Below are 21,976 nucleotides of genomic sequence, written 5' to 3' on the forward strand. Positions count from 1 at the left end.
CCGCCGCACCAAGCGCAGCTTCCAGGCCTGAACAGGCACGCCGGTGGTCAGGCCACAGCAGGCCGCCGGCTCTCCACTCCCCCCAGCATCACCAGAATCAGCCCCGCCAGGCTCTGCAGCAGGTAGAGGGCGCTGGACAAGGCATGCCAGAAGGCGAACTCCGGCCCCAGGGACGCCACGTCCGGCGGCAAAGGAGGCAATTGGGCCTTGATGCCGGCAATCACCGGTTGCAGCCAGAACAGCTGGGCCGCCGCCAGCAGCCACAACACCGACAGCAACAGCAGACGCAGCCGCCGCTCGCGGCCGGCCACCTGGGTGTAACGCACATAAACCAGGAGCAGGATGCCGGCCACCATGCCGATCCAGCCGACGATGAAGAACAGCTTGCCCGCCACTTCCCCGGCCACCAGCCTGGGCAGGCTGGCAAACAGCGCCGGCGCGGCCAGGTAACCCACCGCCCACAGGGCACCGACCCAGAGGACCAGCAGTCCGCGGCAGAGCGCCGTGGCCAGGCGGGACAGGACGGCAGGCTTGGTCATCTTTGGTTCAAGACAAAAACCAAGGCCCTGCCACCCCTGCCAGGACAGCGGCAGATCGGTTGAACAGGGCCCGGGACATGATGGGTTACGCCGGACTTATTCGTAACGCACGTCGAGGATTTCATACTCCCGCAGGCCGCCCGGAGCCTGCACCTGGGCGATATCGCCGGCATACTTGCCGATCAGGGCGCGGGCCAGGGGGGAGTTGAAGGAAATCTTGCTTTCCTTGATGTCCGCCTCATCCTCGCCCACGATCTGGTAGGTCACCTGGGCACCGGAATCCTGGTCCTCCAGATCGACGGTGGCGCCGAAAACGCAGCGTCCGTCCGCATCCAGGGCCTGGGGATCGATGATCTGGGAATGGGAAAGCTTGCCTTCCACTTCCTGGATCCGGCCCTCGATGAAGCCCTGGCGCTCCTTGGCGGCATCGTACTCGGCATTTTCCGAGAGGTCGCCGTGGGAACGGGCTTCGGCAATGGCGGCAATGACATTGGGCCGATCCACCGTCTTCAGGCGGTGCAGTTCGGCGCGAAGTTTCTCGGCGCCCTTAACGGTCAGAGGAATCTTGCTCATAGCGCGTCTATCAAAGCAAAACCGCCGGCGCCCCGATGGGGCGTTCCCGGCGGCGAGGGTTAGGATTGATCAGGAAATCTGGGCGTGCAGCGCCTGGATGGGATAAACCACCAGTTCGCCACCCTGGCGGATACCGGCGGCAGCAGCCTCGGCACCCCAGATGGTGGTGTACATGGTGACCCGGGCGGCCAGTCCGGAAGTCCGGATGGAGCGGGAATCGTTGATGGCCTGGCGCTTCTCGTCCACCGTGTTGATGATCAGGGCAATCTCGTTGTTCTTGATCATGTCCACGATGTGGGGACGGCCTTCGGTCACCTTGTTCACCACGGTCACCGGAATGCCGGCCGCTTCCATGGCGGCACCGGTACCCCGGGTCGCCAGGATGGTGAAGCCGGCAGCGTGCAGGTCACGGGCCACATCCACGGCCTTGGTCTTGTCCGAATCCTTGACGGAGAGGAACACCTTGCCGCCGGTGGGCAGCTTGACGCCGGCCGCCAGCTGGCTCTTGACGAAGGCTTCGGCGAAGGTGGTGCCCACGCCCATGACTTCGCCGGTGGACTTCATTTCCGGTCCCAGGATGGTATCGACGCCGGGGAACTTGACGAAGGGGAACACCGCTTCCTTGACGGAGAAGTAAGGCGGAATCACTTCCTTGGTGATGCCCTGGCTCTTCAGGCTCTGGCCGGCCATGCAGCGGGCGGCGATCTTGGCCAGCTGCAGGCCCGTGGCCTTGGAAACGAAGGGCACGGTGCGGGAGGCGCGGGGATTCACTTCCAGCACATACACGGTGTCGTTCTGGATGGCGAACTGCACGTTCATCAGGCCGCAGACGTTGAGGGCCTTGGCCATCAGCTTGGTCTGGCGACGCAGCTCGTCGGTCACTTCCTTGGTCAGGGAGTAAGGCGGCAGGGAACAGGCGGAGTCGCCGGAGTGCACGCCGGCCTGTTCGATATGTTCCATGACGCCGCCGATGATGACTTCGTCACCGTCGGACAGGGCATCCACGTCCACTTCGCAGGCGTCGTTCAAGAAGCGGTCCAGCAGCACCGGAGAGTCGTTGGAGACCTTCACCGCCTCGCGCATGTAGCGCTCCAGGTCGGACTGCTGATGCACGATTTCCATGGCCCGGCCGCCCAGCACGTAGGAGGGGCGGACCACCAGGGGATAACCGATTTCCTGGGCCAGGGCCAGGGCGTCGGCTTCGTTGCGGGCGGTGCGGTTGGGCGGCTGCTTCAGGCCCAGCTCGTGCAGCAGCTTCTGGAAGCGTTCCCGGTCTTCGGCCGCGTCGATCATGTCGGGGCTGGTGCCGATGATGGGCACGCCGTTGGCCTCCAGGTCCCGCGCCAGCTTCAGCGGGGTCTGGCCGCCGTACTGGACGATGACGCCGACGGGCTTCTCCACATTGACCACTTCCAGCACGTCTTCCAGGGTCAGGGGCTCGAAGTACAGACGGTCGGAGGTGTCGTAGTCGGTGGACACGGTCTCCGGGTTGCAGTTGACCATGATGGTCTCGTAGCCGTCTTCGCGCATGGCCATGGCGGCATGCACGCAGCAGTAGTCGAACTCGATGCCCTGGCCGATGCGGTTCGGACCGCCGCCCAGGACCATGATCTTCTTCTTGTCGCTGGGCTGGGCCTCGCACTCGTCCTCGTAGGTGGAGTACATGTAGGCCGTGTTGGTGGCGAATTCGGCGGCGCAGGTATCGACGCGCTTGAACACCGGACGCACGTTGAGGGCGTGGCGACGCTCCCGCACGGCGGTCTGGGTGGTGGCCAGCAGCTTGGCCAGGCGCTTGTCGGAGAAGCCGCACTTCTTCAGCACCAGCAGTTCTTCCCGGGACAGGGAATCGACGCTGCGGCCGGCCAGGGACTTGGCCTTCAGGTGCAGGTCCTCGATCTGGGCCAGGAACCAGGGGTCGATGTGGGTCAGGCGGTGGATCTCGTCCAGGGTCATGCCGATGCGGAAGGCATCGCCTACGTACCAGATGCGCTCGGGGCCGGGTTCGGCCAGTTCGGTCTCGATCACTTCCCGGTCGGTGGTCTTCTCGTCGAAGCCGTCCACACCCACTTCCAGGCCGCGCAGGGCCTTCTGCAGGGATTCCTGCAGGGTGCGGCCGATGGCCATGACCTCGCCCACGGACTTCATCTGGGTGGTCAGGTGGAAATCGGCGGTGGGGAACTTCTCGAAAGCGAAACGGGGCACCTTGGTGACCACGTAGTCGATGGAGGGCTCGAAGGAGGCCGGGGTCTTGCCGCCGGTGATCTCGTTGGCCAGCTCGTCCAGGGTGTAGCCGACAGCCAGCTTGGCCGCCACCTTGGCGATGGGGAAGCCGGTGGCCTTGGAGGCCAGGGCGGAGGAACGGGACACCCGGGGGTTCATCTCGATGACGATCATGCGACCGTCCTTCGGGCTGATGGCGAACTGCACGTTGGAGCCGCCCGTATCAACGCCGATCTCGCGCAGCACCGCGATGGAGGCGTTGCGCATGATCTGGTATTCCTTGTCCGTCAGGGTCTGGGCCGGGGCCACAGTGATGGAGTCACCGGTATGCACACCCATGGGGTCCAGGTTCTCGATGGAACAGATGATGATGCAGTTGTCCTTGCTGTCGCGGACCACTTCCATCTCATACTCTTTCCAGCCGATGAGGGACTCTTCGATGAGCAGTTCCTTGGTCGGCGAGGCTTCCAGGCCCCGTTCGCAGATGGTGACGAACTCTTCCTTGTTGTAGGCGATGCCGCCGCCGGAACCGCCCAGGGTGAAGGAGGGACGGATGATGGCCGGGAAGCCGATCATGGCCTGCACCTGCAGGGCCTCTTCCATGGAGTGGGCCACGGCGGAACGGGCGGAGCCCAGACCGATCTTGGTCATGGCGGCCTTGAACTTTTCCCGGTCCTCGGCCTTGTCGATGGCTTCCTCGGAAGCGCCGATCAGCTCGACGCCGAACTTCTCCAGCACGCCGTGCTTGGCCAGATCCAAAGCGCAGTTCAGCGCAGTCTGGCCGCCCATGGTGGGCAGCAGGGCGTCGGGACGCTCCTTTTCGATGATCTTTTCCACCACCTTCCAGGAGATGGGCTCGATGTAGGTCACATCGGCCGTTTCCGGGTCGGTCATGATGGTGGCGGGGTTGGAGTTCACCAGGATGACCCGGTAACCCTCGGCCTTCAGGGCCTTGCAGGCCTGGGCGCCGGAATAGTCGAACTCGCAGGCCTGACCGATGATGATCGGGCCGGCGCCGATGATGAGAATGCTCTTAATGTCTGTGCGCTTGGGCATGAGTTACTTTCCCTCGGCCTTTTTGTCTTGCATCAGCTTGATGAAACGGTCGAACAGATAGGCCACATCGTGGGGGCCCGGGCTCGCCTCGGGGTGGCCCTGGAAGGAGAAGGCCGGCACGTCGGTGCGGGCGATGCCTTGCAGGGAGCCGTCGAACAGGGACACGTGGGTCGCCCGCACATTGGCCGGCAGGGTGTCCGCATCCACGGCAAAGCCGTGGTTCTGGCTGGTGATCAGCACCTGGTTGGTGTCCAGATCCTTGACCGGATGGTTGGCACCGTGGTGGCCGAACTTCATCTTCAGGGTCTTGGCGCCGGAAGCCAGAGCCAGCAGCTGGTGGCCCAGGCAGATGCCATAGGTGGGTACGCCGGCCGCCAGGATTTCACGGATGGCGGTGATGGCGTAGTCACAGGGCTCGGGGTCGCCGGGGCCGTTGGAGAGGAAGACGCCATCCGGCTTGTACTTCAGCACCTCGGCCGCAGGAGTCTGGGCCGGCACCACGGTGACGTCGCAGCCGCGGGCAGCCAGCATGCGCAGGATGTTGGTCTTGACGCCGTAATCGTATGCCACCACCTTGAACTTGGCGGCGGGGGCGGCGGCGTAACCCTTCAGGGTCCACTCGCCTTCGCTGAACTGGTAGGGGGAATCGACGCTGACCACCTTGGCCAAGTCCATGCCGGCCAGACCCGGGAAAGCGCGGGCTTCGGCCAAGGCCTTGGCTTCGTCGGCCACGCCGGCGATGATGCAGCCGGCCTGGGCGCCCTTTTCGCGCAGGATGCGGGTCAGCTTGCGGGTGTCGATGCCGGCGATGGCAACGACGCCATGCTGCTTCAGATAGTCGGGCAGGGTCTGCTCGATACGCCAGTTGGAAGCGCGGATCGGCAGGTCGCGGATGACCAGGCCGGCGGCGAAGTTGGCGCGGGACTCGAAGTCCTCCGCATTGCAGCCGGTGTTGCCGATGTGGGGATAGGTGAGGGTGACAATCTGACGGCAGTAGGACGGGTCGGTCAGGATTTCCTGGTAACCGGTCATGGCCGTGTTGAACACCACTTCACCGCTGGTGGTGCCCTCGGCACCGATGGCGTAACCGCGGAACACGGTGCCGTCGGCCAGGGCAAGCAGGGCGGGCGAAAAGGCAGGAAGCAGGGACACAAAAGACTCCGGGCGGCGAATTCGTGGTACTCGTGACGCGCTGTCGGACCCCGGACAGCCCTGCCGCCACACAGGCAGGACCGGTTTCACCGGGGTACATACGCAAAGCGGGATGGGCTCAGCGCCCTCCCGCTTTCACGAATTGATTTTTTAACCGCACTATTATAGCCGACTGCCCCCTTTTGGAGCAATCGCGGCGCAGCACTTCACGGCCTAGAGCGGCTTCGCGACCGACTCCGGAGGAGACTCAGCGCAGGCCCAGCACGTCCTGCATGTCGAACAGGCCGTTCTTCTTGCCCGCCAGGAAGCGGGCCGCCCGCAGGCTGCCCAGGGCGTAAGGCATGCGACTGCCGGCCTTGTGGGCGATCTCCACCCGTTCGCCGGTGCCGCAGAACATCACGTTGTGGTCGCCGACGATGTCGCCGCCGCGCACGGTGGCAAAGCCGATGGTGGAAGGATCCCGTTCGCCGGTGACGCCTTCGCGGCCGTAGATGGCGCATTCCTTCAGATCCCGGCCCAGGGCATGGGCCACCACTTCGCCCATGCGCAGGGCGGTGCCGGAAGGGGCGTCGATCTTGTGCTTGTGGTGGGCCTCGACGATCTCGATGTCGTAGCCCTGATTGAGAATGCGGGCCGCCACATCCAGCAGCTTGAACACCAGATTCACGCCCACCGCCATGTTGGGGGCGAAGACGACCGGGATATCCTGGGCGGCGTCGCGGATGGCGGCCTTGCCGGCCTCGTCGAAGCCGGTGGTGCCGATGATCATGGCCACGCCCAGCTTGCGGCACAGGGCCAGGTGCTCCAGGGTGCCTTCGGGGCGGGTGAAGTCGATCAGGCAGTCGGCCTGCTTCAGGGCGGCCTCGGCGCTATCCAGCACCTGGATGCCACAGGGCTGGCCCACCAGGTCGCCCGCGTCCTTGCCCACAGCGGGGCTGCCCGGGCGGTCAAAGGCGGCGCCCAGCACCACTTCGCCATCCTTCAGGGTGGCTTCGATCAACATCCGGCCCATACGGCCGGAAGCCCCGGCCACGGCGATACGCAACTTGCTCATGAATTACAGTCCAACCTTATCCAGCATTCGTCCAAAGAAGCCCCGCTCGCTGTCGGGCGGCGGCGCCTGCACACTTCCGTCCTCGGGAATGGACCCAAGGTCGATCACCTGCTGCCGGGTCGGCGGCACCACGTCACCGCCGGCCTCGCCGGCCTGGGCCGCCACCACGTCGCCACCGACGCGGGCCAGCTTGCCGTCAGCAAAGAAAACGGAGAACTTGCGGGTCTCGGTTTCCCCAGTCTTGCCCTTTTCCAGCCGATAGACGTAATCCCAGCGTTCGCCGTGGAAAATGTCCATCAACATGGGCGTCCCCAGGATGTAGCGAACCTGGTCCTTGCTCAGCCCGGGGCGCAGTTGGGCCACCATGTCCTGGGTCAGGACATTGCCCTGCTGCACATCGATTTTGTATTCGGTGACGATACGGGGAACGGAGCATCCGGCGATCAAGGTCGAGGAAACGACCAGGGCCGAAAGGAAAATCCGGGAACTATGGCGGAAATGGCCATCAAAGGCAGGGATATGGAAGCGACTCATGCGGCAAAACGCTGGATTCCAGCGGTGTCCAAGCAAAGTGAATCGGTATATCATAGCCCAAAAAATCAGACCAACCTATCAAATAGGGTGCGACATGAGCAATTCCCAGAGCCTGAAGAGCATCGGTCTCAAGGCCACCTTTCCCCGACTCAAGATTCTGGACCTGTTCGAAAAGAGCAACGTCCGCCACCTCTCCGCCGAAGACGTCTATAAGCTCCTCATCGCCGAAGGCATGGACATCGGCCTGGCCACGGTTTACCGGGTCCTGACCCAGTTCGAGCAGGCCGGCATCCTGGAACGCCACTTTTTCGAATCCGGCCGTGCCGTCTTCGAAATGAACGAGGGCAAGCATCACGACCACCTGGTCTGCGTCAATTGCGGCCGGGTGGAAGAGTTCTACGACCCCGAGATCGAGCGGCGCCAGAACAAGATCGCCAAGGAACGGGGCTTCGCCATCCAGGAGCACGCCCTCTACCTCTACGCCGAGTGCCTCAAGGAAAACTGTCCCCACCGCAACTCCCCGGAAGCCCACGTGGACAAGCACCACCTGCCCCACGACGCCTGACCCTCCCATTCCTTTGCCATGACGCCGGGGCTTGCCCCGGCTTTTATTTTGTATGGACGCCCTCCTCACCTCCACCCTGCTGGTCGCCCTGGCTGAAATCGGCGACAAGACCCAACTTCTCTCCTTCGTCCTGGCGGCACGCCTGCGCCGGCCCTGGGCCATCATCGCCGGCATCTTCGTCGCCACCGTGGCCAACCATGCCCTGGCCGGTTCCGTCGGAGCCTGGGTCGCCTCCCTGCTGAGTCCGGAAATCCTGCGCTGGTCGGTGGGCATCCTGTTCATCGCCTTCGGCCTGTGGACCCTGAAGCCGGACACCCTGGACGACGACGAGACCCCCAAGACCCTGGCCCGCGGCGCCTTCATCACGGCCCTGATCGCCTTCTTCCTGGCGGAGATGGGGGACAAGACCCAGTTCGCCACGGTGGCCCTGGCCGCCCGCTTCGATTCCCTGGCCGCCGTGGTCCTGGGCACCACCCTGGGCATGATGATCGCCAACGTGCCGGCCGTGCTGATCGGCGAAAAGCTGGCCCATCGCCTGCCTCTGGACTGGATCCGCCGCCTCGCCGCCCTGGTCTTCGTCCTGACCGGCGGCGCCACCCTGCTGACCACCGGCGCTTGACCCCCCGGGAGGGGCGGGGTATAACTTTTGTTCTACATCGTTACGCCTATGCGCCTCCATGGGGTTTTCCCGTCGATCCCTGTCCCGCCATGCGCTGGCCCTGTTCTGCCTGGGCCTGTCGGCTCTCGCCCATAGCGGCGATACGGCCACAGCCGGCCTGCGGGTGGGCCTCATGCACAGCGAACCCTGGGCCTACTACAGCCGGGACGGCGGCAACGAGCGCAAGAGCCAGCTCAGCGGCGTGTTCGTGGACATCAGCCGGGAACTGGCCAGGGAAACCGGCCTCAGCCTGGAACTGAACACCCTGCCCTATGGCCGGGTCGGCAAGGAACTGCAGAGCGGCGACTGCGACCTGACCTATCTGATCCGCTCCGACGACCGGGATGCCTATGTCGAGTACGCGGGCTACCTCTTCAGCTTCCACACCCTGGTGCTGGCCCGCCCCGGCAGCACCCTGCGCAGCTATGACGACCTGCAGGGCCTGCGCATCGGCCTGGTCAAGGACATCCGCCTCAACCCCCGTTTCGACGGCGACGCCGGTTTGAACAAGGTGGAAGTGCGGGACTACGAAACCCTGGTGGACATGTTCCTCAGCGGCCGCCTGGACGCCATCGCCGGCAACAGCATCTCCCTGCACCACCTGCTGCAGAAGCGGGGCTACCCGAGCCAGCCCTGGCCGCGCCTGATGCTGCAGAAGACCGAGGTGTGGGCCCAGATGTCGAAGAAATCCCCCCAACTCGGCCATCTGCCCCGCATCCGCAGCGCGGTGGAAAAACTGCGCGGCGAAGGCTTCTTCGAGAATGCCGTGCAGCGCTACCGCCCCGCGGCGGAATCCGCGCCTCAGGCGAAGAGATCGACGCGGGAACGGGAAACGGCCGTTTCCCTGACGCCCACGCTCTCCAGCCGATAGGCCGCCTCTCCCCTGGCCCCACCGCCAGAAGCCGCACCGGACGGAACTGCCACGGCAGCCTCGGCCGTAACCGGCGCCGATGCTTGCTCTCCAGACACACCTCCGGCGGAACCGCTTCCCTCCTGGGCCGCAGCCGCCTCGCTTGCCTCTTGCTTCGCCTGCTCGGCCCGGGCGCTGCTCTCCAGCCTGGCGGCACCTGCCGCCACGCGCCGGTCCTGGGGCGAAGGATCGGCCGGCGCCATGGCGGCGGCACGGATCTGCTGGGCCTTGGCCAGACTTTCCTCCGGCGTGCGGCCCGGCGACACATCGATGGAAACCTCTCCCGCCACCGCATACATGCGGCCGTCCGGCCCCTTGTCGTAGGTATAGCTGGCACCGCCCTGGACCAGGGCGCCGCCGGCAGCGATGTGGGCCTGCTCGTGGGCGCGTACCTTGCGGTCCGTCTCCTTCAGCTTTTCCACCTGCCGCTGTTCGTCCTCCGACAGCTCGCTCTTCCCTGCAGCGGCGGCGAAGGGGTTCTTGCCCAGGGACTGGCCGTAGCCCCCGTTCCACTCGGCACCTGAGGCCGCCGCGCTGCCACTGCCCGACGAGGATGCCCCGCTGCCGCTCTCGGCCGCCTGGGCGCCGCCGGCCGCCGGCCGCTGCACGGGTGCGGCAACGCCTCCCGTGGCGACGGGATAGACACTGGCAATGCCGGAAGCTGAGAGGGAGCCGATCATGGCAGACACTCAAGGCTGCAGCGGGGCGACAGCCCCGTTTGCGGGAAAGTAGATTACCTCACCATAGCCCAGCCCCCGGGCCGGGGCCAAGTCGGGCTCAGCCCTGACCGAGCAGTTCCTTGGCGTGCTGCCGGGTGGTGGCGGTGATTTCCACGCCGCCCAGCATGCGGGCGATTTCCTCCACCCGACCCGCTGCGTCCAGGGGCGTGACCCGGCTCTTGATGGCGGCGCCCTCCTTGGACTTGGCCACCTGCCACTGCCAGTCGGCCCGGGCCGCCACCTGGGGCAGGTGGGTGACGCACAGCACCTGGCGCTCCCGGCCCAGGCGGTGCAGCAGGCGCCCCACCACCTCGGCGACACCGCCGCCGATGCCCACGTCCACCTCGTCGAAAATCAGGGTGGGGACGCTGGCCTGGCGGCTGGTGACCACCTGGATGGCCAGGCTGATGCGGGACAGTTCGCCGCCGGAGGCCACCTTGGCCAGGGAACGGGCTTCGCTGCCCGCCAGGCCGCCGATGCGGAATTCGATGTTTTCCAGGCCGTGGGCATTGCCGCCGGCCACGGGCACCAGGGCGATTTCGAAACGGCCGCCGCCCAGGGCCAGTTCCTGCATGCCCTGGCTGACCTCGTCGCCCAGGGCCTTGGCCGCCTTGGCCCGGGCCTTGGAGAGCTTGGCCGCATCCTTGTCGTATTGCTGGCGAGCCGCATCCACCCTGGCCTGCAGGGCCGCCAGATCGCCCGCCTCGCCCAGTTCGGCGAGGCGTTGCTGCCAGCGGGAAAGCAGTTCAGGCAGTTCCTCCGGCAGGGCGCGGAACTTGCGCGCGCAGCCCATGACGGCCTCCAGGCGGCGTTCCACCTCAGCCAGGCGGGCCGGGTCCAGATCCACCCGGTCGGCGTAGCGGCGCAGGGCGCTGACGGCTTCGGCCAGCTCGGCTTCGGCCGACTGCACCAATTGGGCCACTTCACTCAGGGCCGGATCATATTCGGCCAGGCCGTCGAGACGGGAGGCCACGGCACGCACCTGGGCTTCGCAGGCCCCCTCGCCTTCGGCCAGCAGGCCCAGGGAAAACTGGGCCCCTTCCAGCAGGGAGGCGGCATGGGCCAGGCGCTTGTGTTCCTGGTTGAGGCTTTCCCACTCGTCGGCGGAGAAGGCCAGGGTCTCCAGTTCCCGCACCTGCCATTCCAGCTGTTCCCGCTCCCGGGCCAGGGCTTCGCCGCCTTCGGCCGCCGCGTCCAGGGAATCCCGGGCGTCGCGCCAGGTGCGCCAGGCTTCGCCGACGCTGCGGGCCAGGTCGGCATGGCCGGCATGGGCGTCCAGCAGCTGGCGCTGGGCCTCGCCCCGCAACAGGGACTGGTGGGCGTGCTGGCCGTGGATGTCCACCAGCCATTCGGCGGCCTGCCGCAGTTGCTGCAGGGTGGCGGCAGAGCCGTTGATGTAGGCCCGGGAACGGCCGCCCGCATCCAGGATGCGACGCAGCAGCAGGTCATCGTCAGCGGCGAAGTCGTTCTCCGCCAGCCAGGACTTCAGTTCGGCCAGGGCACGGATGTCGAACTCGGCCCCCACTTCGGTCTTCTCGGCCCCGGCCCGCAGCAGGCCGCTGTCGGCCCGCTCGCCGAGGACGAAGGCCAGGGCGTCCACCAGGATGGACTTGCCGGCGCCGGTCTCGCCGGTGAGGGCGCCGAAGCCGCCCTGGAAATCCAGCTCCAGCCGGTCCACCAGGACGAAATCGCGAATGTTCAGACGTTGCAGCATGGTTCAGGGCCCCTTGGGACGTTTGCTCCAGTGGAGCTTCTGACGCAGCATGGCGAAGTAGCTGTAGCCGGGCGGGTGCAGGAAACAGACGTTGTAGGCGGAGCGGCGCATGCGCACGCAGTCGTCGGGACGGATGTCGAAGGCCACCTGGCCGTCAAAGTGCACCCGGGCGTCGGCGGACTGGATCACCCGCAACTCGATCTCGCAGCGGTCCGACACCGTGATCGGCCGGTTGGTCAGGGAATGGGGACAGAGGGGCACCAGGGCGATGCCGCCCAGGGTCGGGTGCAGGATGGGGCCGTTGGCCGAGAGGGCGTAGGCGGTGGAGCCGGTGGGAGTGGAGATGATGAGGCCGTCGGCCCGCAGGTTGTAGATGAACTCGCCGTCGATGAACAGCTCGAATTCGATCATGCGGCCGATGGCGCCCTTGTCCATCACCACGTCGTTGAGGGCCTGGTTGGCGCAGACTTCCTTGCCGTCCCGGATCACCTCGGCGTCCAGGATCAGGCGCTCCTCCGGCACGAAGCGGCCGTCCAGCAGGTCTTCCATGCAGGACAGCATGTCGCAGCGGGCAATGTCGGTCATGAACCCCAGGCGGCCCTGGTTCACGCCCACCAGGGGCACCTTGTAGCGGGCCAGGTGGCGGGCGGCGTTGAGCATGGTGCCGTCGCCGCCGAGGACGATGGCCAGGTCGGCATGGGCGCCGATGAACTGGAAATCGCCGGTCATCCAGCGGCTTTCCCCCACATTGGCGGCCGTATCGGCCTCCACCAGCACCGAGACGCCCCGCTCGCTCAGATACTGGCCGAGGGAACGCAGGGATTCGGCAATTTCCGGGCTGTGGTATTTGCCAATCAGGGCAATGGTGCGGGGAAGTGCCATGGGACGCGAAGGGGAATGGTGACCGGAGCCTTTCATGGCCCGCATTAAACCACAAAACCCCCCGCCCCCGGCGGCACAGCGCGGATGCAACTCCTGGCGGCCCCGGCGATTTTCGGTAAAATCGATTCATGCTCGACAACCGCGCCCGCATCCTGCTCAAGACCCTGGTCGAACGGTACATCGCCGAAGGCCAACCGGTGGGCTCCCGCGCCCTCTCCCGCTTCTCCGGGCTGGACCTGTCGCCGGCCACCATCCGCAACGTCATGGCGGACCTGGAGGAGCAGGGTTTCATCGCCAGCCCCCACACCTCCGCCGGCCGCATTCCCACGCCCCGGGGCTACCGCCTGTTCGTGGACAGCCTGCTGGCGGTGCAGCCCCTGCAGGAAAACCAGATCCACGAGATGGAAGGGCAGCTGATCCAGACCCAGCCCCAGCAGCTGATCGGCAACGCCTCCCACCTGCTCTCGGAACTGACCCAGTTTGCCGGCATCGTCGTGACGCCGCGGCGCAAGACGCCGACCATCCGCCAGATCGAGTTTCTCGGCCTCTCGGAAAAGCGCATCCTGCTCATCATCGTCACCACCGACGGCGACGTGCAGAACCGCATCCTGCTCACCGAACGGCCCTACTCGCCGTCGGAGCTGACAACGGCGGCCAATTACCTGAACCACAATTACGCCGGCCTGGACTTCGACCAAATCCGCCAGCGCCTCACCGGCGAAATCCAGCAGTTGCAGGACGACCTGAAGATCCTCATGGCCTCGGCCCTGGAGGCCGGCAACCAGGCCTTGAACGACAGCGCCAGCCAGTACGTCATCTCCGGCGAGAAGAACCTGCTGGAAGTGGAGGAACTTTCCTCCAACATGAAGCGGCTGCGGGAGCTGTTCGACCTCTTCGAACAGAAGACCGGCCTGGTGCGCCTGCTCGACATCTCCAACAACGCCGACGGTGTGCAGATCTATATCGGCGGCGAATCGGGCCTGGCGCCCCTGGACGAATGCAGCGTCGTCACCGCCCCCTACGAGGTGAATGGCCAGGTGGTGGGTTCCGTCGGCGTCATCGGCCCCACCCGCATGGCCTACGAGCGGGTCATCCCCATCGTAGACATCACCGCCAAGCTGCTCTCCTCCGCCCTTACCTACCAGGCCAATACCTGATGCCCTTTTTCCGTCCGGAACCCGAATTCAAGCATGGCACCGCCCCCCAGACCGGGGTTCTGCTGATCAACCTGGGCACCCCCGACGCCCCCACGGCGCCGGCCCTGCGCCGCTATCTCAAGGAATTCCTCTCCGACCCCCGGGTGGTGGAGATTCCCCGCCTCATCTGGTGGCCCATCCTCAACGGCATCATCCTCAACACCCGCCCCGCCAAGTCGGCGGCCAAGTACGCCTCCGTCTGGCTGCCCGAAGGCTCGCCCCTGCGGGTACACACGGAACGCCAGGCCAAGCTGCTCAAGGGCGCCCTGGGCCAGGCCGGCCACCGCCTGGTGGTGGATTACGCCATGCGCTACGGCCAGCCCTCCGTGGCCGATGCCCTGGAGCGGCTGAAGCAGCAGAACTGCACCCGCATCCTGCTGCTGCCCCTCTATCCCCAGTACGCCGGCAGCACCTCGGCCACCGCCCTGGATGCGGCCTACGCCTGGCTGCAGCAGAGCCGCAACCAGCCGGAAATCCGCGCCGTGCGCAATTTCCACGACCATCCCGGCTACATCGCCGCCCTGGCCGCCAGCGTGCGCCAGTACTGGGCGGAGAACGGCCAGCCCGGCCCTTCCTACCGTCTCATGCTGAGCTTCCACGGTGTCCCCAAACGCACCCTGGAACTGGGGGACCCCTACCACTGCGAATGCCTGAAGACCGGCCGCCTGCTCAGCGAAGCCCTGGGCCTGCCCAAGGAGCAGGTGGAAATCTGCTTCCAGTCCCGCTTCGGCAAGGCCGAATGGCTGCAGCCCTACACCGCCCCCACCCTGCACCGGCTGGCCAAGGAAGGGGTGGAACGGGTGGACGTCATCTGCCCCGGCTTCACCTCCGACTGCCTGGAAACCCTGGAGGAGATCGCCATGGAGGGCAAGGCCGATTTCCTCGCTGCCGGCGGCAAGACCTACGGCTACATCCCCTGCCTCAACGAGCGGCCGGACTGGATCGAGGCCCTCGCCGACATCGTCACGACGCACCTTTCAGGCTGGCCCACCCGGGAAGCCCCGGACCAGGCGGCCCTGGAGCAAAGCGCCCTGCGGGCCCAGGCCCGGGGCGCCTCCCGCTGACCCCCTCTTGAAGACCGGGGCGGCGTCTCCATATTAGACAACTCTAATCAAGGAGCCCGCCATGGCCGCCCCCGAATCCCTGCACCTGGTCTGCCCCCACTGCCAGGCCGTCAATCGCCTGCCGGCCCAGCGCCTGACCGAACAGCCCACCTGCGGCCGCTGCAAGACAGCGCTGTTCACCGGCGAGCCCCTGGCAGTCAATAGCGCCGCCCTGGAGGCCCACCTGGGCCGCTCCGACCTGCCCCTGCTGGTGGATTTCTGGGCCCCCTGGTGCGGCCCCTGCCGCATGATGGCTCCCGCCTTCGCCCAGGCGGCCCGGCAACTGGAACCCCATTACCGCCTGCTCAAGCTGGATACGGAAGCCGAACCGGCCATGGCCGCCCGCTTCGGCATCCGCAGCATTCCCACCCTGGCCCTCTTCCGCGGCGGCCGGGAAGTGGCCCGCCAGGCCGGCGCCATGGATGCAGCCAACCTGATCCGCTGGCTGCGTAGCGTGGACGTCTAGGCGGTCATGCCGTCGTCACGGCGGCTATGGCACACTGAACGGCAGCCCTTTGCCCAAGGAGACTTCCATGCAGGTCGGCGTACCCAAGGAAATCAAGGTCCATGAATACCGGGTCGGCCTGGTGCCGGCCACCGTCCGCGAACTCACCGCCCGGGGCCATCAGGTGCTGGTGGAACAGGGGGCCGGCCAGGGTGTCGGCTACGACGACGGCGCCTATGCCGCTGCCGGTGCCACCATCGTGCCCGATGCGGCTTCTGCCTGGCGTGCCGATCTGGTGGTCAAGGTGAAGGAGCCCCAGCCGGCCGAATTCCCCTACCTGCGCCCGGAACTGACCCTCTTCACCTACCTGCACCTGGCCCCGGACCCGCGCCAGGCCCAGGCCCTGGTGGATTCCGGCTGCACCGCCCTGGCCTACGAGACGGTCACCGACGCCGTCGGCGGCCTGCCCCTGCTGGCGCCCATGTCGGCGGTGGCCGGGCGCATGGCGGTACAGGTCGGCGCCCACTGGCTGGAAAAGGCCCAGGGCGGCCGCGGCGTGCTGCTCGGCGGCGTGCCCGGGGTACCGGCGGCCCACGTGGTGGTGCTCGGTGCCGGCGTCGTCGGCAGCCACGCCACCCGCGTCGCCGTGGGCCTGGGGGCCGAAGTGACGGTGCTCGACCTGTCCCTGTCCAAGTTGGAGGCCCTGGACCGGGAGTACCCGGGCCGGGTGCGCACCGTCGCCGCCACCCGGGAGACCATCGAAGCCTACGCCGTCCGCGCCGACCTCCTGGTGGGCGCCGTGCTGGTGCCCGGCGCCGCCGCGCCGCGTCTGGTGGACCGGGACCTGGTCGGCAAGATGAAGGCCGGCAGCGTCATCGTGGACGTAGCCATCGACCAGGGCGGCTGCGTCGAGACTTCCCGCCCCACCACCCATGCGGACCCCACCTACGTCGTGGACGGGGTCATCCACTACGGCGTCGCCAACATGCCCGGCGCCGTGCCCCGCACCTCGGCCCAGGCCCTCAACAACGCCACCCGGCCCTTCGTCCTGGCCCTGGCCGACAAGGGCTGGCGGCAGGCCACGGCGGACGATCCCCACCTGGCCGCCGGCCTCAACGTCAACGCCGGCCGCATCGTGCACGGGGCGGTGGCCGCCGCCCTGCAGGGCAATCCGGGTTGAGCCCGGCCCTCACCAAGGGGCTATGACCCTGGTCATAGCCCCGGGGAACTAGCCCTTGATCCGCCCCCTCGAAAAGGAGAAAGTCAAACCCATCAACTCCGGTGCGATGCAAGCCATCCGAACCGGCGGATCACTCCCCGAGCTGTAGCGTGCGGCGGCGCCCCCGGCCCCGCATACCGGGCCCCTGGAGGTAGCGGCATGAGCAGTCCAACCGAGGCAGGCAGCGCCACATCCCGGACGCCCCGGGAGCACTCCTTTGCCCCCCCTGATTTCCAGGCCCTCTTCGAATGCATCCCCACCCCCTGCCTGGCCCTGGACCCGGAACTGCGGGTCATCGCCGTCAGCAGCGCCTATACCGAGGCCACCTTGACCCGGCGGGAGGACATGCTGGGGCGGGACATGTTCGACATCTTCCCGGACAACCCGGACGATCCCGCCGCCGACGGCGTGCACAACCTGCGGGCCTCCCTGGAACGGGTGCTGCAGACCGGGCAGCCCGACCTGATGCCGGTGCAAAAATACGATATCCGGCGCCCGCCGGAACAGGGCGGCGGCTTCGAGGTGCGTTACTGGACGCCCATCAACACCCCGGTGCTCGATGCCGAGGGACGGCTGCACTACATCATCCACAAGGCCGAGGACGTCACCGAGTTCGTCATGCTGCGGGAACAGAAGCTGGAGCAAAGCCGCATCACCGACTCCCTCCGGCAGCAGGCGGAAAAGATGGAGGCGGACATCTACGCCCGCTCCAAGACCATCGCCGAAAACAACCTGCGCCTGCACCAGGCCAACGCCGAGCTGGCCCGGCTCTACGAGAAAACCCGGGAACTGGATGAACTGAAGACCCAGTTCTTCGCCAACATCAGCCACGAACTGCGCACCCCCCTGACCCTGATCCTGGGCCCCGTCGGCAAGCACCTGGCCGACCCGGACCTGGCGCCCGCCCTGCGGCGGGACCTGGAGGTGGTGGAACGCAACGCCCGCATGCTCTACCGGCACGTCAGCGACCTGCTGGACGTGGCCAAGCTGGAAGCCGGGCGCATGGTCATGCACTACACGGAGGGCGACCTGGCGCACCTGACCCGGGTCATCGCCTCCCACTTCGATTCCCTGGCCGAAGGCCGCCGCATCCACTACGCCGTGACCACGCCGCCGGACCTGACGGCCCAGGTGGATACGGAAAAGTACCAGCGCATCCTGCTCAACCTTCTTTCCAACGCCTTCAAATTCGCCGGCGACGGCGGCGCCATCCAGCTGCGCCTGACGGCGGCCGGCGGGCAGGCCCGGATCGAGGTGGAAGACAACGGACCAGGCATTCCCGAAACCATGCGGGAGCAGGTGTTCGAGCCCTTTCGCCAGGTGGAGGGCGGCAGCAGCCGCCACCACGGCGGCACCGGCCTGGGCCTGGCCATCGTGCGGGAACTGGCCCAGCTCCATGGCGGCAGCGTCCGTATCGATGCCGCCCCCTCCGGCGGCGCCCTGTTCATCCTGGAACTGCCCCTGCTGGCGCCTCCCGGCACCCAGTTGCAGGCCCAGGGCGAAGCCCTTCCCGGCGACCTCAGCCGTCAGGCCCTGGAAGAACTGCAGCCGCCCCCGGCACTACCGGAACACCGCCAGGGCCGGGCAGATGCGGCCCTGCCCCTGGTGCTGGTGGTGGAAGACAACCCGGACATGAACGCCTTCATCTGCGAGGCCCTGGGCCGGCACTACCGCGTCGCCTCCGCCCGGGACGGCCAGGAAGGCCTGGAAATGGCCTGTCGCCAGACGCCGGACCTGATCGTCAGCGACGTCATGATGCCCCGCCTCAGCGGCGACCGCATGGTCCAGGCCCTGCGCCAGGAGCCGGCCCTGGCCGGGGTGCCGGTGGTGATCCTGACCGCCAAGGCCGACGAGGACCTGCGCATCCGCCTGTTGCAGGACAGCGTGCAGGACTTCCTCAACAAGCCCTTCTCGGTGGAGGAACTGCTGGCCCGGGTGGGCAGCCTGCTCGCCGAACGGCTGCAGGCGGCGGACCTGCTGCGGCAGAGCGAAAAGCGCTTCCGCGCCACCTTTTCCCAGGCCGCCGTGGGCATGGCCCATGTGGCGCCGGACGGGCGCTGGCTGCTGGTGAACCAGCGCCTCTGCGACATTATCGGCTACCCCCGGGAAGAACTGCTGGGCCGCACCTTCCAGGAAATCACCCACCCGGACGACCTCTACAGCGACCTGGAGCAGATGCATCGGCTGCTGGCCGGCGAGATCGACAGCTACGCCATGGAAAAGCGCTACCGTCACCGGGACGGCCACCTGGTGTGGATCAACCTCACCGTCTCCCTGGTACGGGCGGCGGACGGCAGCCCGGAGTACTTCATCGCCGCCGTGGAGGACATCCAGCGGCGCAAGGAGGCGGAAGGGGAAATCCACCGTCTCAACGCCGACCTGGAGCGGCGGGTGGAAGAGCGCACCGCCGAGCTGCGGGCCGCCAACCGGGAACTGGACAGCTTTGCCCACGCCGTTTCCCACGACCTGCGGGCGCCTCTGCGGGCCATCACCGGCTTCAGCCGGGCCATCATCGAGGACCACGGCACCGCCCTGCCGGCGGAGGCCCGGGAATTCCTCGACCACATCATCGCCTCGGGCCAGCAGATGGGCGCCCTGATCGAGGGCCTGCTGACCCTCTCCCGCAGCAGCCGGGAAGAACTGCGGCGGGACGACATCGACCTCTCCGCCCTGGCCCGGCGCATCCTGGAGGAACTGGCGCGCAGCGAGCCCGGGCACCGGGTGGCCTGGCAGGTGGAAGACGGCCTGGCGGCCCGGGGCGACATCCGCATGATCGAGGTGGTACTGCGCAACCTGCTGGGCAATGCCTGGAAATACACGGCCCGCACTGCGGCGCCCCTGATCCGGGTGCATGCCCGGCGCCAGGAAAAGCAGATCCAGTTCTGCATCGCGGACAACGGCGCCGGCTTCGACATGGCCCAGGTGGGCAAGCTGTTCCAGCCATTCCAGCGGCTGCACCGGCAGGACGAATTCCCCGGCATCGGCATCGGCCTGGCCACGGTGCAGCGGGTGGTGCATCGCCACGGCGGCAGCATCGAGGCCCGGGGCGAAGCCGGCCACGGCGCCAGCTTCTGCTTCACCCTGCCCCTGCCGGAAAACGAGCCGGCCCCGCCAGCCCCGTCGACTCCAACGGCCCCCGGCTAAGGCGCCGCACGGCAGCTCAGCGGCCGGAGAGGGCGTGGCCCAGCATGGGGCCCATGCCTGCCATCACGGTCTGGTTGGCCTCTTCCATGGCCGCCAGGGCCTGCAGGGATTCCTCGGTGCGGCCGGCGTAGTGCAGCTCCAGGGCCTGGCGGGCCCGCTGGTGCACCGCTCGGTGGGGCGATTCCAGGGCGCTGTAGCCGGGCAGGCGGGCAAAGCGGGCCTTCACCTCCGCATCGTAATACCAGCGTCCCAGACGGCACTCGGTCTCGTCCGGCACCTGGTCCGGGCGCAGGCCGGAAATGCCGAGAAAGACCTTGTACACCTCCAGCTTGAGGCTCAGTTCCTCCAGGTTAGCCAGTTCCACATTGGCCAGCAGGGCGGCCCCATCCACGCTCGACTCCATGGCGGCGGAGAGGCCCTGCAGGGCTTCCATGCTGCGCATGGCCGCCTCGCTGTCGGCGGCGAAGCGGGCCGCATTGCCGGCGCCGGCCTGCATGGCGTCGTGGGCGGCGCCGGTTTCCGTCTGGATGGTGGTGACCAGGGTGCCGATGTCCACCGTGGCCCGGGTGGTGCGCTCCGCCAGCTTGCGCACCTCGTCGGCCACCACGGCGAAGCCCCGGCCCGCCTCGCCGGCCCGGGCCGCCTCGATGGCAGCGTTGAGGGCCAGCAGATTGGTCTGGTCGGCGATCTCCTTGATCAGCTGGACGATGCCGCCGATCTCCCCGGCCCGCCGGGCCAGGTCTTCCACCCGCCGGGAGGAGTGGCCCAGGTGCTCCACCAGGGAAGTGAGGTTGCTGGCGATGCGGGCGAAGGATTCCCGGTTGTGCAGGGCCTGGCCCGCGGCCTCGGCGGCGGAGAGCTTGTCCTGGTTGAGGTGGCCGGCGAGGCCGACGAAGGACTGGCTGACCCCGGCCAGGGAGGCGCCGAAGGCATCCAGGCTGCCGAACACCCGGCCCAGGCTCTGGCGCTCCTGCTTCAGGTTTTCCGCCTGCTGCCGCCACTGTCCGGCCTCGGCCTCAAGGCGTTGGATTTCTGCCCGGGCCTGCTCGTCCCGGGCCGCCCACTGCCGCTCTTCCTGCTCCAATTGCGCCAGCCGCCGCTGCTTTTTGCCCCACAACATGATGCTCTCCTGAGAATATCCGACAAAATTTGTCGGGATTTAATAGTTGAGCATTTTACTCGGCTATACCCCCTTGCATTTGATCCAGGCTAAAAACGGCTCCGTCCACTTGTTATTCCCATACAGAATAAACAAAAGACTATTAAGTCTTTTTAACGCTTAAGCAGATGGCCTAAAGTTCGGCCATCCGCTCCCAACCCAGGAGAACACCATGACCCGCCGGAACGCCTGCCCCCCTTGTCGAATGTGCCCGACACCATCCGCCAGACCCAGCGTCCGCCCATGGCGCAGCTCATCAAGCACATCACCAGATTCCGGAGAACACCATGCCCCTGACCGATCTCGTCCATTACCTGAACGACCGTAACCGCAGCCAGTACGGCACCCACCTGAGCCCCGGCGACTCCCTCAGCCTCGCCCACAACCGGGTCACCGGCCGCTTTGCCGGCCTCACCCTGGACAGCGCCTTCCAGCCCATCACCGACGCCCGCAGCGGCCAGGTTTCCGGCCACGAAGCCCTGCTCCGCGCCACCGCTGCCGACGGCAGCCCCCTCGCCCCCGAAGCCGTCTTCGTTTTGCCCACGGACGGGGAGGAAATCGTTTTCCTCGACCGCCTGGCCCGCACCGTGCACGCCCTCAACTACCTGCTGCAGACCAAGAGCAGCGGCGGCGACCTCTACCTGAACATCCATCCGCGGCACCTGCTGGCCATTTCCGGCGACCACGGCCTGGTCTTCGAAGCCATCCTCAAACGCCTGGGCCTGACCCCGGAGCGGGTGGTGCTGGAAATCCTGGAAAGCGCCATCGACGACTCCGGCCGCATCAAGGAGGCGGTGGCCAACTACCGTTCCCGGGGCTACCGCATCGCCATCGACGACTTCGGCCGCCACCATTCCAACTTTGACCGCCTGTGGCAACTGGAGCCGGACGTGGTCAAGCTGGACCGCAGCCTCATCGTCGAGGCCGGCACCAATCCCAAGGCCCGGCGCGTGCTGCCCCGCCTGGTGGAAATCGTGCACGACCTGGAGGCCCGGGTGGTCTTCGAGGGCATCGAGACGGCGGACCAGCTGGCCATCGCCATCGACGCCGGCGCCGACCAGCTGCAGGGCTACTACTTGGCCCGCCCGGCCCGGGAATGCCTGCCCGCCCGCCATGCCCTGCTCGACACCGGCA

19 protein-coding genes and 1 pseudogene are annotated in these 21,976 nt (G+C 67.0%); 9 read left to right on the plus strand and 11 right to left on the minus strand.

Annotated elements, in window-relative coordinates:
* Positions 1-47: 47 nt before the first annotated feature.
* The 6 genes from AC1RTA_RS13415 to AC1RTA_RS13440 form a co-directional block, all read right to left on the minus strand.
* Positions 48-539, minus strand: a complete 492-nt coding sequence (locus AC1RTA_RS13415) for a DUF4149 domain-containing protein (RefSeq protein ID WP_492784974.1) — start codon at positions 537-539, stop codon at positions 48-50.
* 96 nt (positions 540-635) lie between these two features.
* A complete protein-coding gene (greA, locus tag AC1RTA_RS13420; RefSeq protein ID WP_014238077.1) occupies positions 636-1,112 on the minus strand; it encodes a transcription elongation factor GreA in 477 nt (158 codons plus the stop codon).
* A 69-nt stretch (positions 1,113-1,181) separates the two neighbouring features.
* The gene (gene carB, locus AC1RTA_RS13425; protein ID WP_014238078.1) at positions 1,182-4,388 is read right to left on the minus strand and encodes a carbamoyl-phosphate synthase large subunit; all 3,207 of its coding nucleotides are present in this window, start codon (positions 4,386-4,388) and stop codon (positions 1,182-1,184) included.
* 3 nt (positions 4,389-4,391) lie between these two features.
* On the minus strand, positions 4,392-5,540 hold the full coding sequence (gene carA / locus AC1RTA_RS13430) for a glutamine-hydrolyzing carbamoyl-phosphate synthase small subunit (RefSeq protein WP_014238079.1): 1,149 nt from the start codon (positions 5,538-5,540) through the stop codon (positions 4,392-4,394).
* Positions 5,541-5,787: 247 nt separating this feature from the next.
* Positions 5,788-6,594 (minus strand): 4-hydroxy-tetrahydrodipicolinate reductase, encoded by an 807-nt coding sequence (dapB, locus tag AC1RTA_RS13435; protein ID WP_014238080.1) that lies wholly within the window; start codon positions 6,592-6,594, stop codon positions 5,788-5,790.
* A 3-nt stretch (positions 6,595-6,597) separates the two neighbouring features.
* Positions 6,598-7,041 (minus strand): outer membrane protein assembly factor BamE, encoded by a 444-nt coding sequence (locus tag AC1RTA_RS13440; protein ID WP_492784975.1) that lies wholly within the window; start codon positions 7,039-7,041, stop codon positions 6,598-6,600.
* A 181-nt stretch (positions 7,042-7,222) separates the two neighbouring features.
* Between AC1RTA_RS13440 and fur the strand changes: the two genes are divergently transcribed.
* Genes fur through AC1RTA_RS13455 form a run of 3 tightly spaced genes read left to right on the plus strand, consistent with a single transcriptional unit; the run spans position 7,223 to position 9,222 of the window.
* Positions 7,223-7,693 carry a ferric iron uptake transcriptional regulator gene (gene fur, locus AC1RTA_RS13445; RefSeq protein WP_014238082.1) on the plus strand — a complete coding sequence of 157 codons (471 nt, stop codon included), beginning with the start codon at positions 7,223-7,225 and terminating at the stop codon, positions 7,691-7,693.
* Between the two features lie 52 nt (positions 7,694-7,745).
* Positions 7,746-8,312, plus strand: a complete 567-nt coding sequence (locus AC1RTA_RS13450) for a TMEM165/GDT1 family protein (RefSeq protein ID WP_014238083.1) — start codon at positions 7,746-7,748, stop codon at positions 8,310-8,312.
* A gap of 58 nt (positions 8,313-8,370) precedes the next feature.
* Complete coding sequence (locus tag AC1RTA_RS13455; RefSeq protein ID WP_492784976.1) at positions 8,371-9,222, plus strand: substrate-binding periplasmic protein; 852 nt, start codon at positions 8,371-8,373, stop codon at positions 9,220-9,222.
* Here AC1RTA_RS13455 and AC1RTA_RS13460 read toward each other — a convergent pair.
* From AC1RTA_RS13460 to AC1RTA_RS13470, 3 genes are all read right to left on the minus strand, one after another.
* Complete coding sequence (locus AC1RTA_RS13460; protein WP_492784980.1) at positions 9,153-9,941, minus strand: putative metalloprotease CJM1_0395 family protein; 789 nt, start codon at positions 9,939-9,941, stop codon at positions 9,153-9,155. The two genes, AC1RTA_RS13455 and AC1RTA_RS13460, sit on opposite strands and share 70 nt — an antisense overlap.
* 97 nt (positions 9,942-10,038) lie before the next feature.
* Entirely contained in the window at positions 10,039-11,694 is a 1,656-nt protein-coding gene (gene recN / locus AC1RTA_RS13465) for a DNA repair protein RecN (RefSeq protein ID WP_152088944.1), read from the minus strand.
* A gap of 3 nt (positions 11,695-11,697) precedes the next feature.
* Complete coding sequence (locus tag AC1RTA_RS13470; protein WP_014238087.1) at positions 11,698-12,576, minus strand: NAD kinase; 879 nt, start codon at positions 12,574-12,576, stop codon at positions 11,698-11,700.
* 128 nt (positions 12,577-12,704) lie between these two features.
* Between AC1RTA_RS13470 and hrcA the strand changes: the two genes are divergently transcribed.
* From hrcA to AC1RTA_RS13495, 5 genes are all read left to right on the plus strand, one after another.
* On the plus strand, positions 12,705-13,733 hold the full coding sequence (gene hrcA / locus AC1RTA_RS13475) for a heat-inducible transcriptional repressor HrcA (RefSeq protein WP_130458770.1): 1,029 nt from the start codon (positions 12,705-12,707) through the stop codon (positions 13,731-13,733).
* Positions 13,733-14,836, plus strand: a complete 1,104-nt coding sequence (gene hemH, locus AC1RTA_RS13480) for a ferrochelatase (RefSeq protein WP_014238089.1) — start codon at positions 13,733-13,735, stop codon at positions 14,834-14,836. The genes hrcA and hemH overlap by 1 nt, the downstream gene beginning before the upstream one ends.
* Before the next feature lie 61 nt (positions 14,837-14,897).
* Positions 14,898-15,341, plus strand: coding sequence for a thioredoxin TrxC (trxC, locus tag AC1RTA_RS13485; RefSeq protein WP_492784977.1), 444 nt, complete (start codon positions 14,898-14,900; stop codon positions 15,339-15,341).
* Positions 15,342-15,408: 67 nt separating this feature from the next.
* Positions 15,409-16,500, plus strand: coding sequence for an alanine dehydrogenase (gene ald, locus AC1RTA_RS13490; RefSeq protein WP_014237190.1), 1,092 nt, complete (start codon positions 15,409-15,411; stop codon positions 16,498-16,500).
* A gap of 198 nt (positions 16,501-16,698) precedes the next feature.
* Positions 16,699-19,683, plus strand: coding sequence for an ATP-binding response regulator (locus AC1RTA_RS13495; RefSeq protein WP_492784978.1), 2,985 nt, complete (start codon positions 16,699-16,701; stop codon positions 19,681-19,683).
* Positions 19,684-19,699: 16 nt separating this feature from the next.
* Here the strand turns inward: AC1RTA_RS13495 and AC1RTA_RS13500 are convergent, their stop codons facing one another.
* Entirely contained in the window at positions 19,700-20,125 is a 426-nt protein-coding gene (locus tag AC1RTA_RS13500) for a CZB domain-containing protein (RefSeq protein WP_492784981.1), read from the minus strand.
* A gap of 18 nt (positions 20,126-20,143) precedes the next feature.
* Positions 20,144-20,383, minus strand: a pseudogene (locus AC1RTA_RS13505) (methyl-accepting chemotaxis protein); the annotation flags it as partial.
* Between the two features lie 746 nt (positions 20,384-21,129).
* Here AC1RTA_RS13505 and AC1RTA_RS13510 point away from each other — a divergent pair.
* The coding region (locus AC1RTA_RS13510) for an EAL domain-containing protein (protein WP_492784979.1) at positions 21,130-21,976 on the plus strand (847 nt) is incomplete at its 3' end.

It is taken from the genome of Azospira sp. MPR-E4, assembly GCF_058809645.1.

Coding starts and splice junctions, on each gene's coding strand:
- trxC (WP_492784977.1), top strand. CDS start 14,898: ATGGCCGCCCCCGAATCCCTGCACCTGGTCTGCCCCCACTGCCAGGCC.
- greA (WP_014238077.1), bottom strand. CDS start 1,112: ATGAGCAAGATTCCTCTGACCGTTAAGGGCGCCGAGAAACTTCGCGCC.
- recN (WP_152088944.1), bottom strand. CDS start 11,694: ATGCTGCAACGTCTGAACATTCGCGATTTCGTCCTGGTGGACCGGCTG.
- carB (WP_014238078.1), bottom strand. CDS start 4,388: ATGCCCAAGCGCACAGACATTAAGAGCATTCTCATCATCGGCGCCGGC.
- AC1RTA_RS13500 (WP_492784981.1), bottom strand. CDS start 20,125: ATGCGCAGCATGGAAGCCCTGCAGGGCCTCTCCGCCGCCATGGAGTCG.
- AC1RTA_RS13470 (WP_014238087.1), bottom strand. CDS start 12,576: ATGGCACTTCCCCGCACCATTGCCCTGATTGGCAAATACCACAGCCCG.
- ald (WP_014237190.1), top strand. CDS start 15,409: ATGCAGGTCGGCGTACCCAAGGAAATCAAGGTCCATGAATACCGGGTC.
- AC1RTA_RS13460 (WP_492784980.1), bottom strand. CDS start 9,941: ATGATCGGCTCCCTCTCAGCTTCCGGCATTGCCAGTGTCTATCCCGTC.
- fur (WP_014238082.1), top strand. CDS start 7,223: ATGAGCAATTCCCAGAGCCTGAAGAGCATCGGTCTCAAGGCCACCTTT.
- AC1RTA_RS13415 (WP_492784974.1), bottom strand. CDS start 539: ATGACCAAGCCTGCCGTCCTGTCCCGCCTGGCCACGGCGCTCTGCCGC.
- AC1RTA_RS13455 (WP_492784976.1), top strand. CDS start 8,371: ATGGGGTTTTCCCGTCGATCCCTGTCCCGCCATGCGCTGGCCCTGTTC.
- hemH (WP_014238089.1), top strand. CDS start 13,733: ATGCCCTTTTTCCGTCCGGAACCCGAATTCAAGCATGGCACCGCCCCC.
- AC1RTA_RS13450 (WP_014238083.1), top strand. CDS start 7,746: ATGGACGCCCTCCTCACCTCCACCCTGCTGGTCGCCCTGGCTGAAATC.
- AC1RTA_RS13495 (WP_492784978.1), top strand. CDS start 16,699: ATGAGCAGTCCAACCGAGGCAGGCAGCGCCACATCCCGGACGCCCCGG.
- dapB (WP_014238080.1), bottom strand. CDS start 6,594: ATGAGCAAGTTGCGTATCGCCGTGGCCGGGGCTTCCGGCCGTATGGGC.
- hrcA (WP_130458770.1), top strand. CDS start 12,705: ATGCTCGACAACCGCGCCCGCATCCTGCTCAAGACCCTGGTCGAACGG.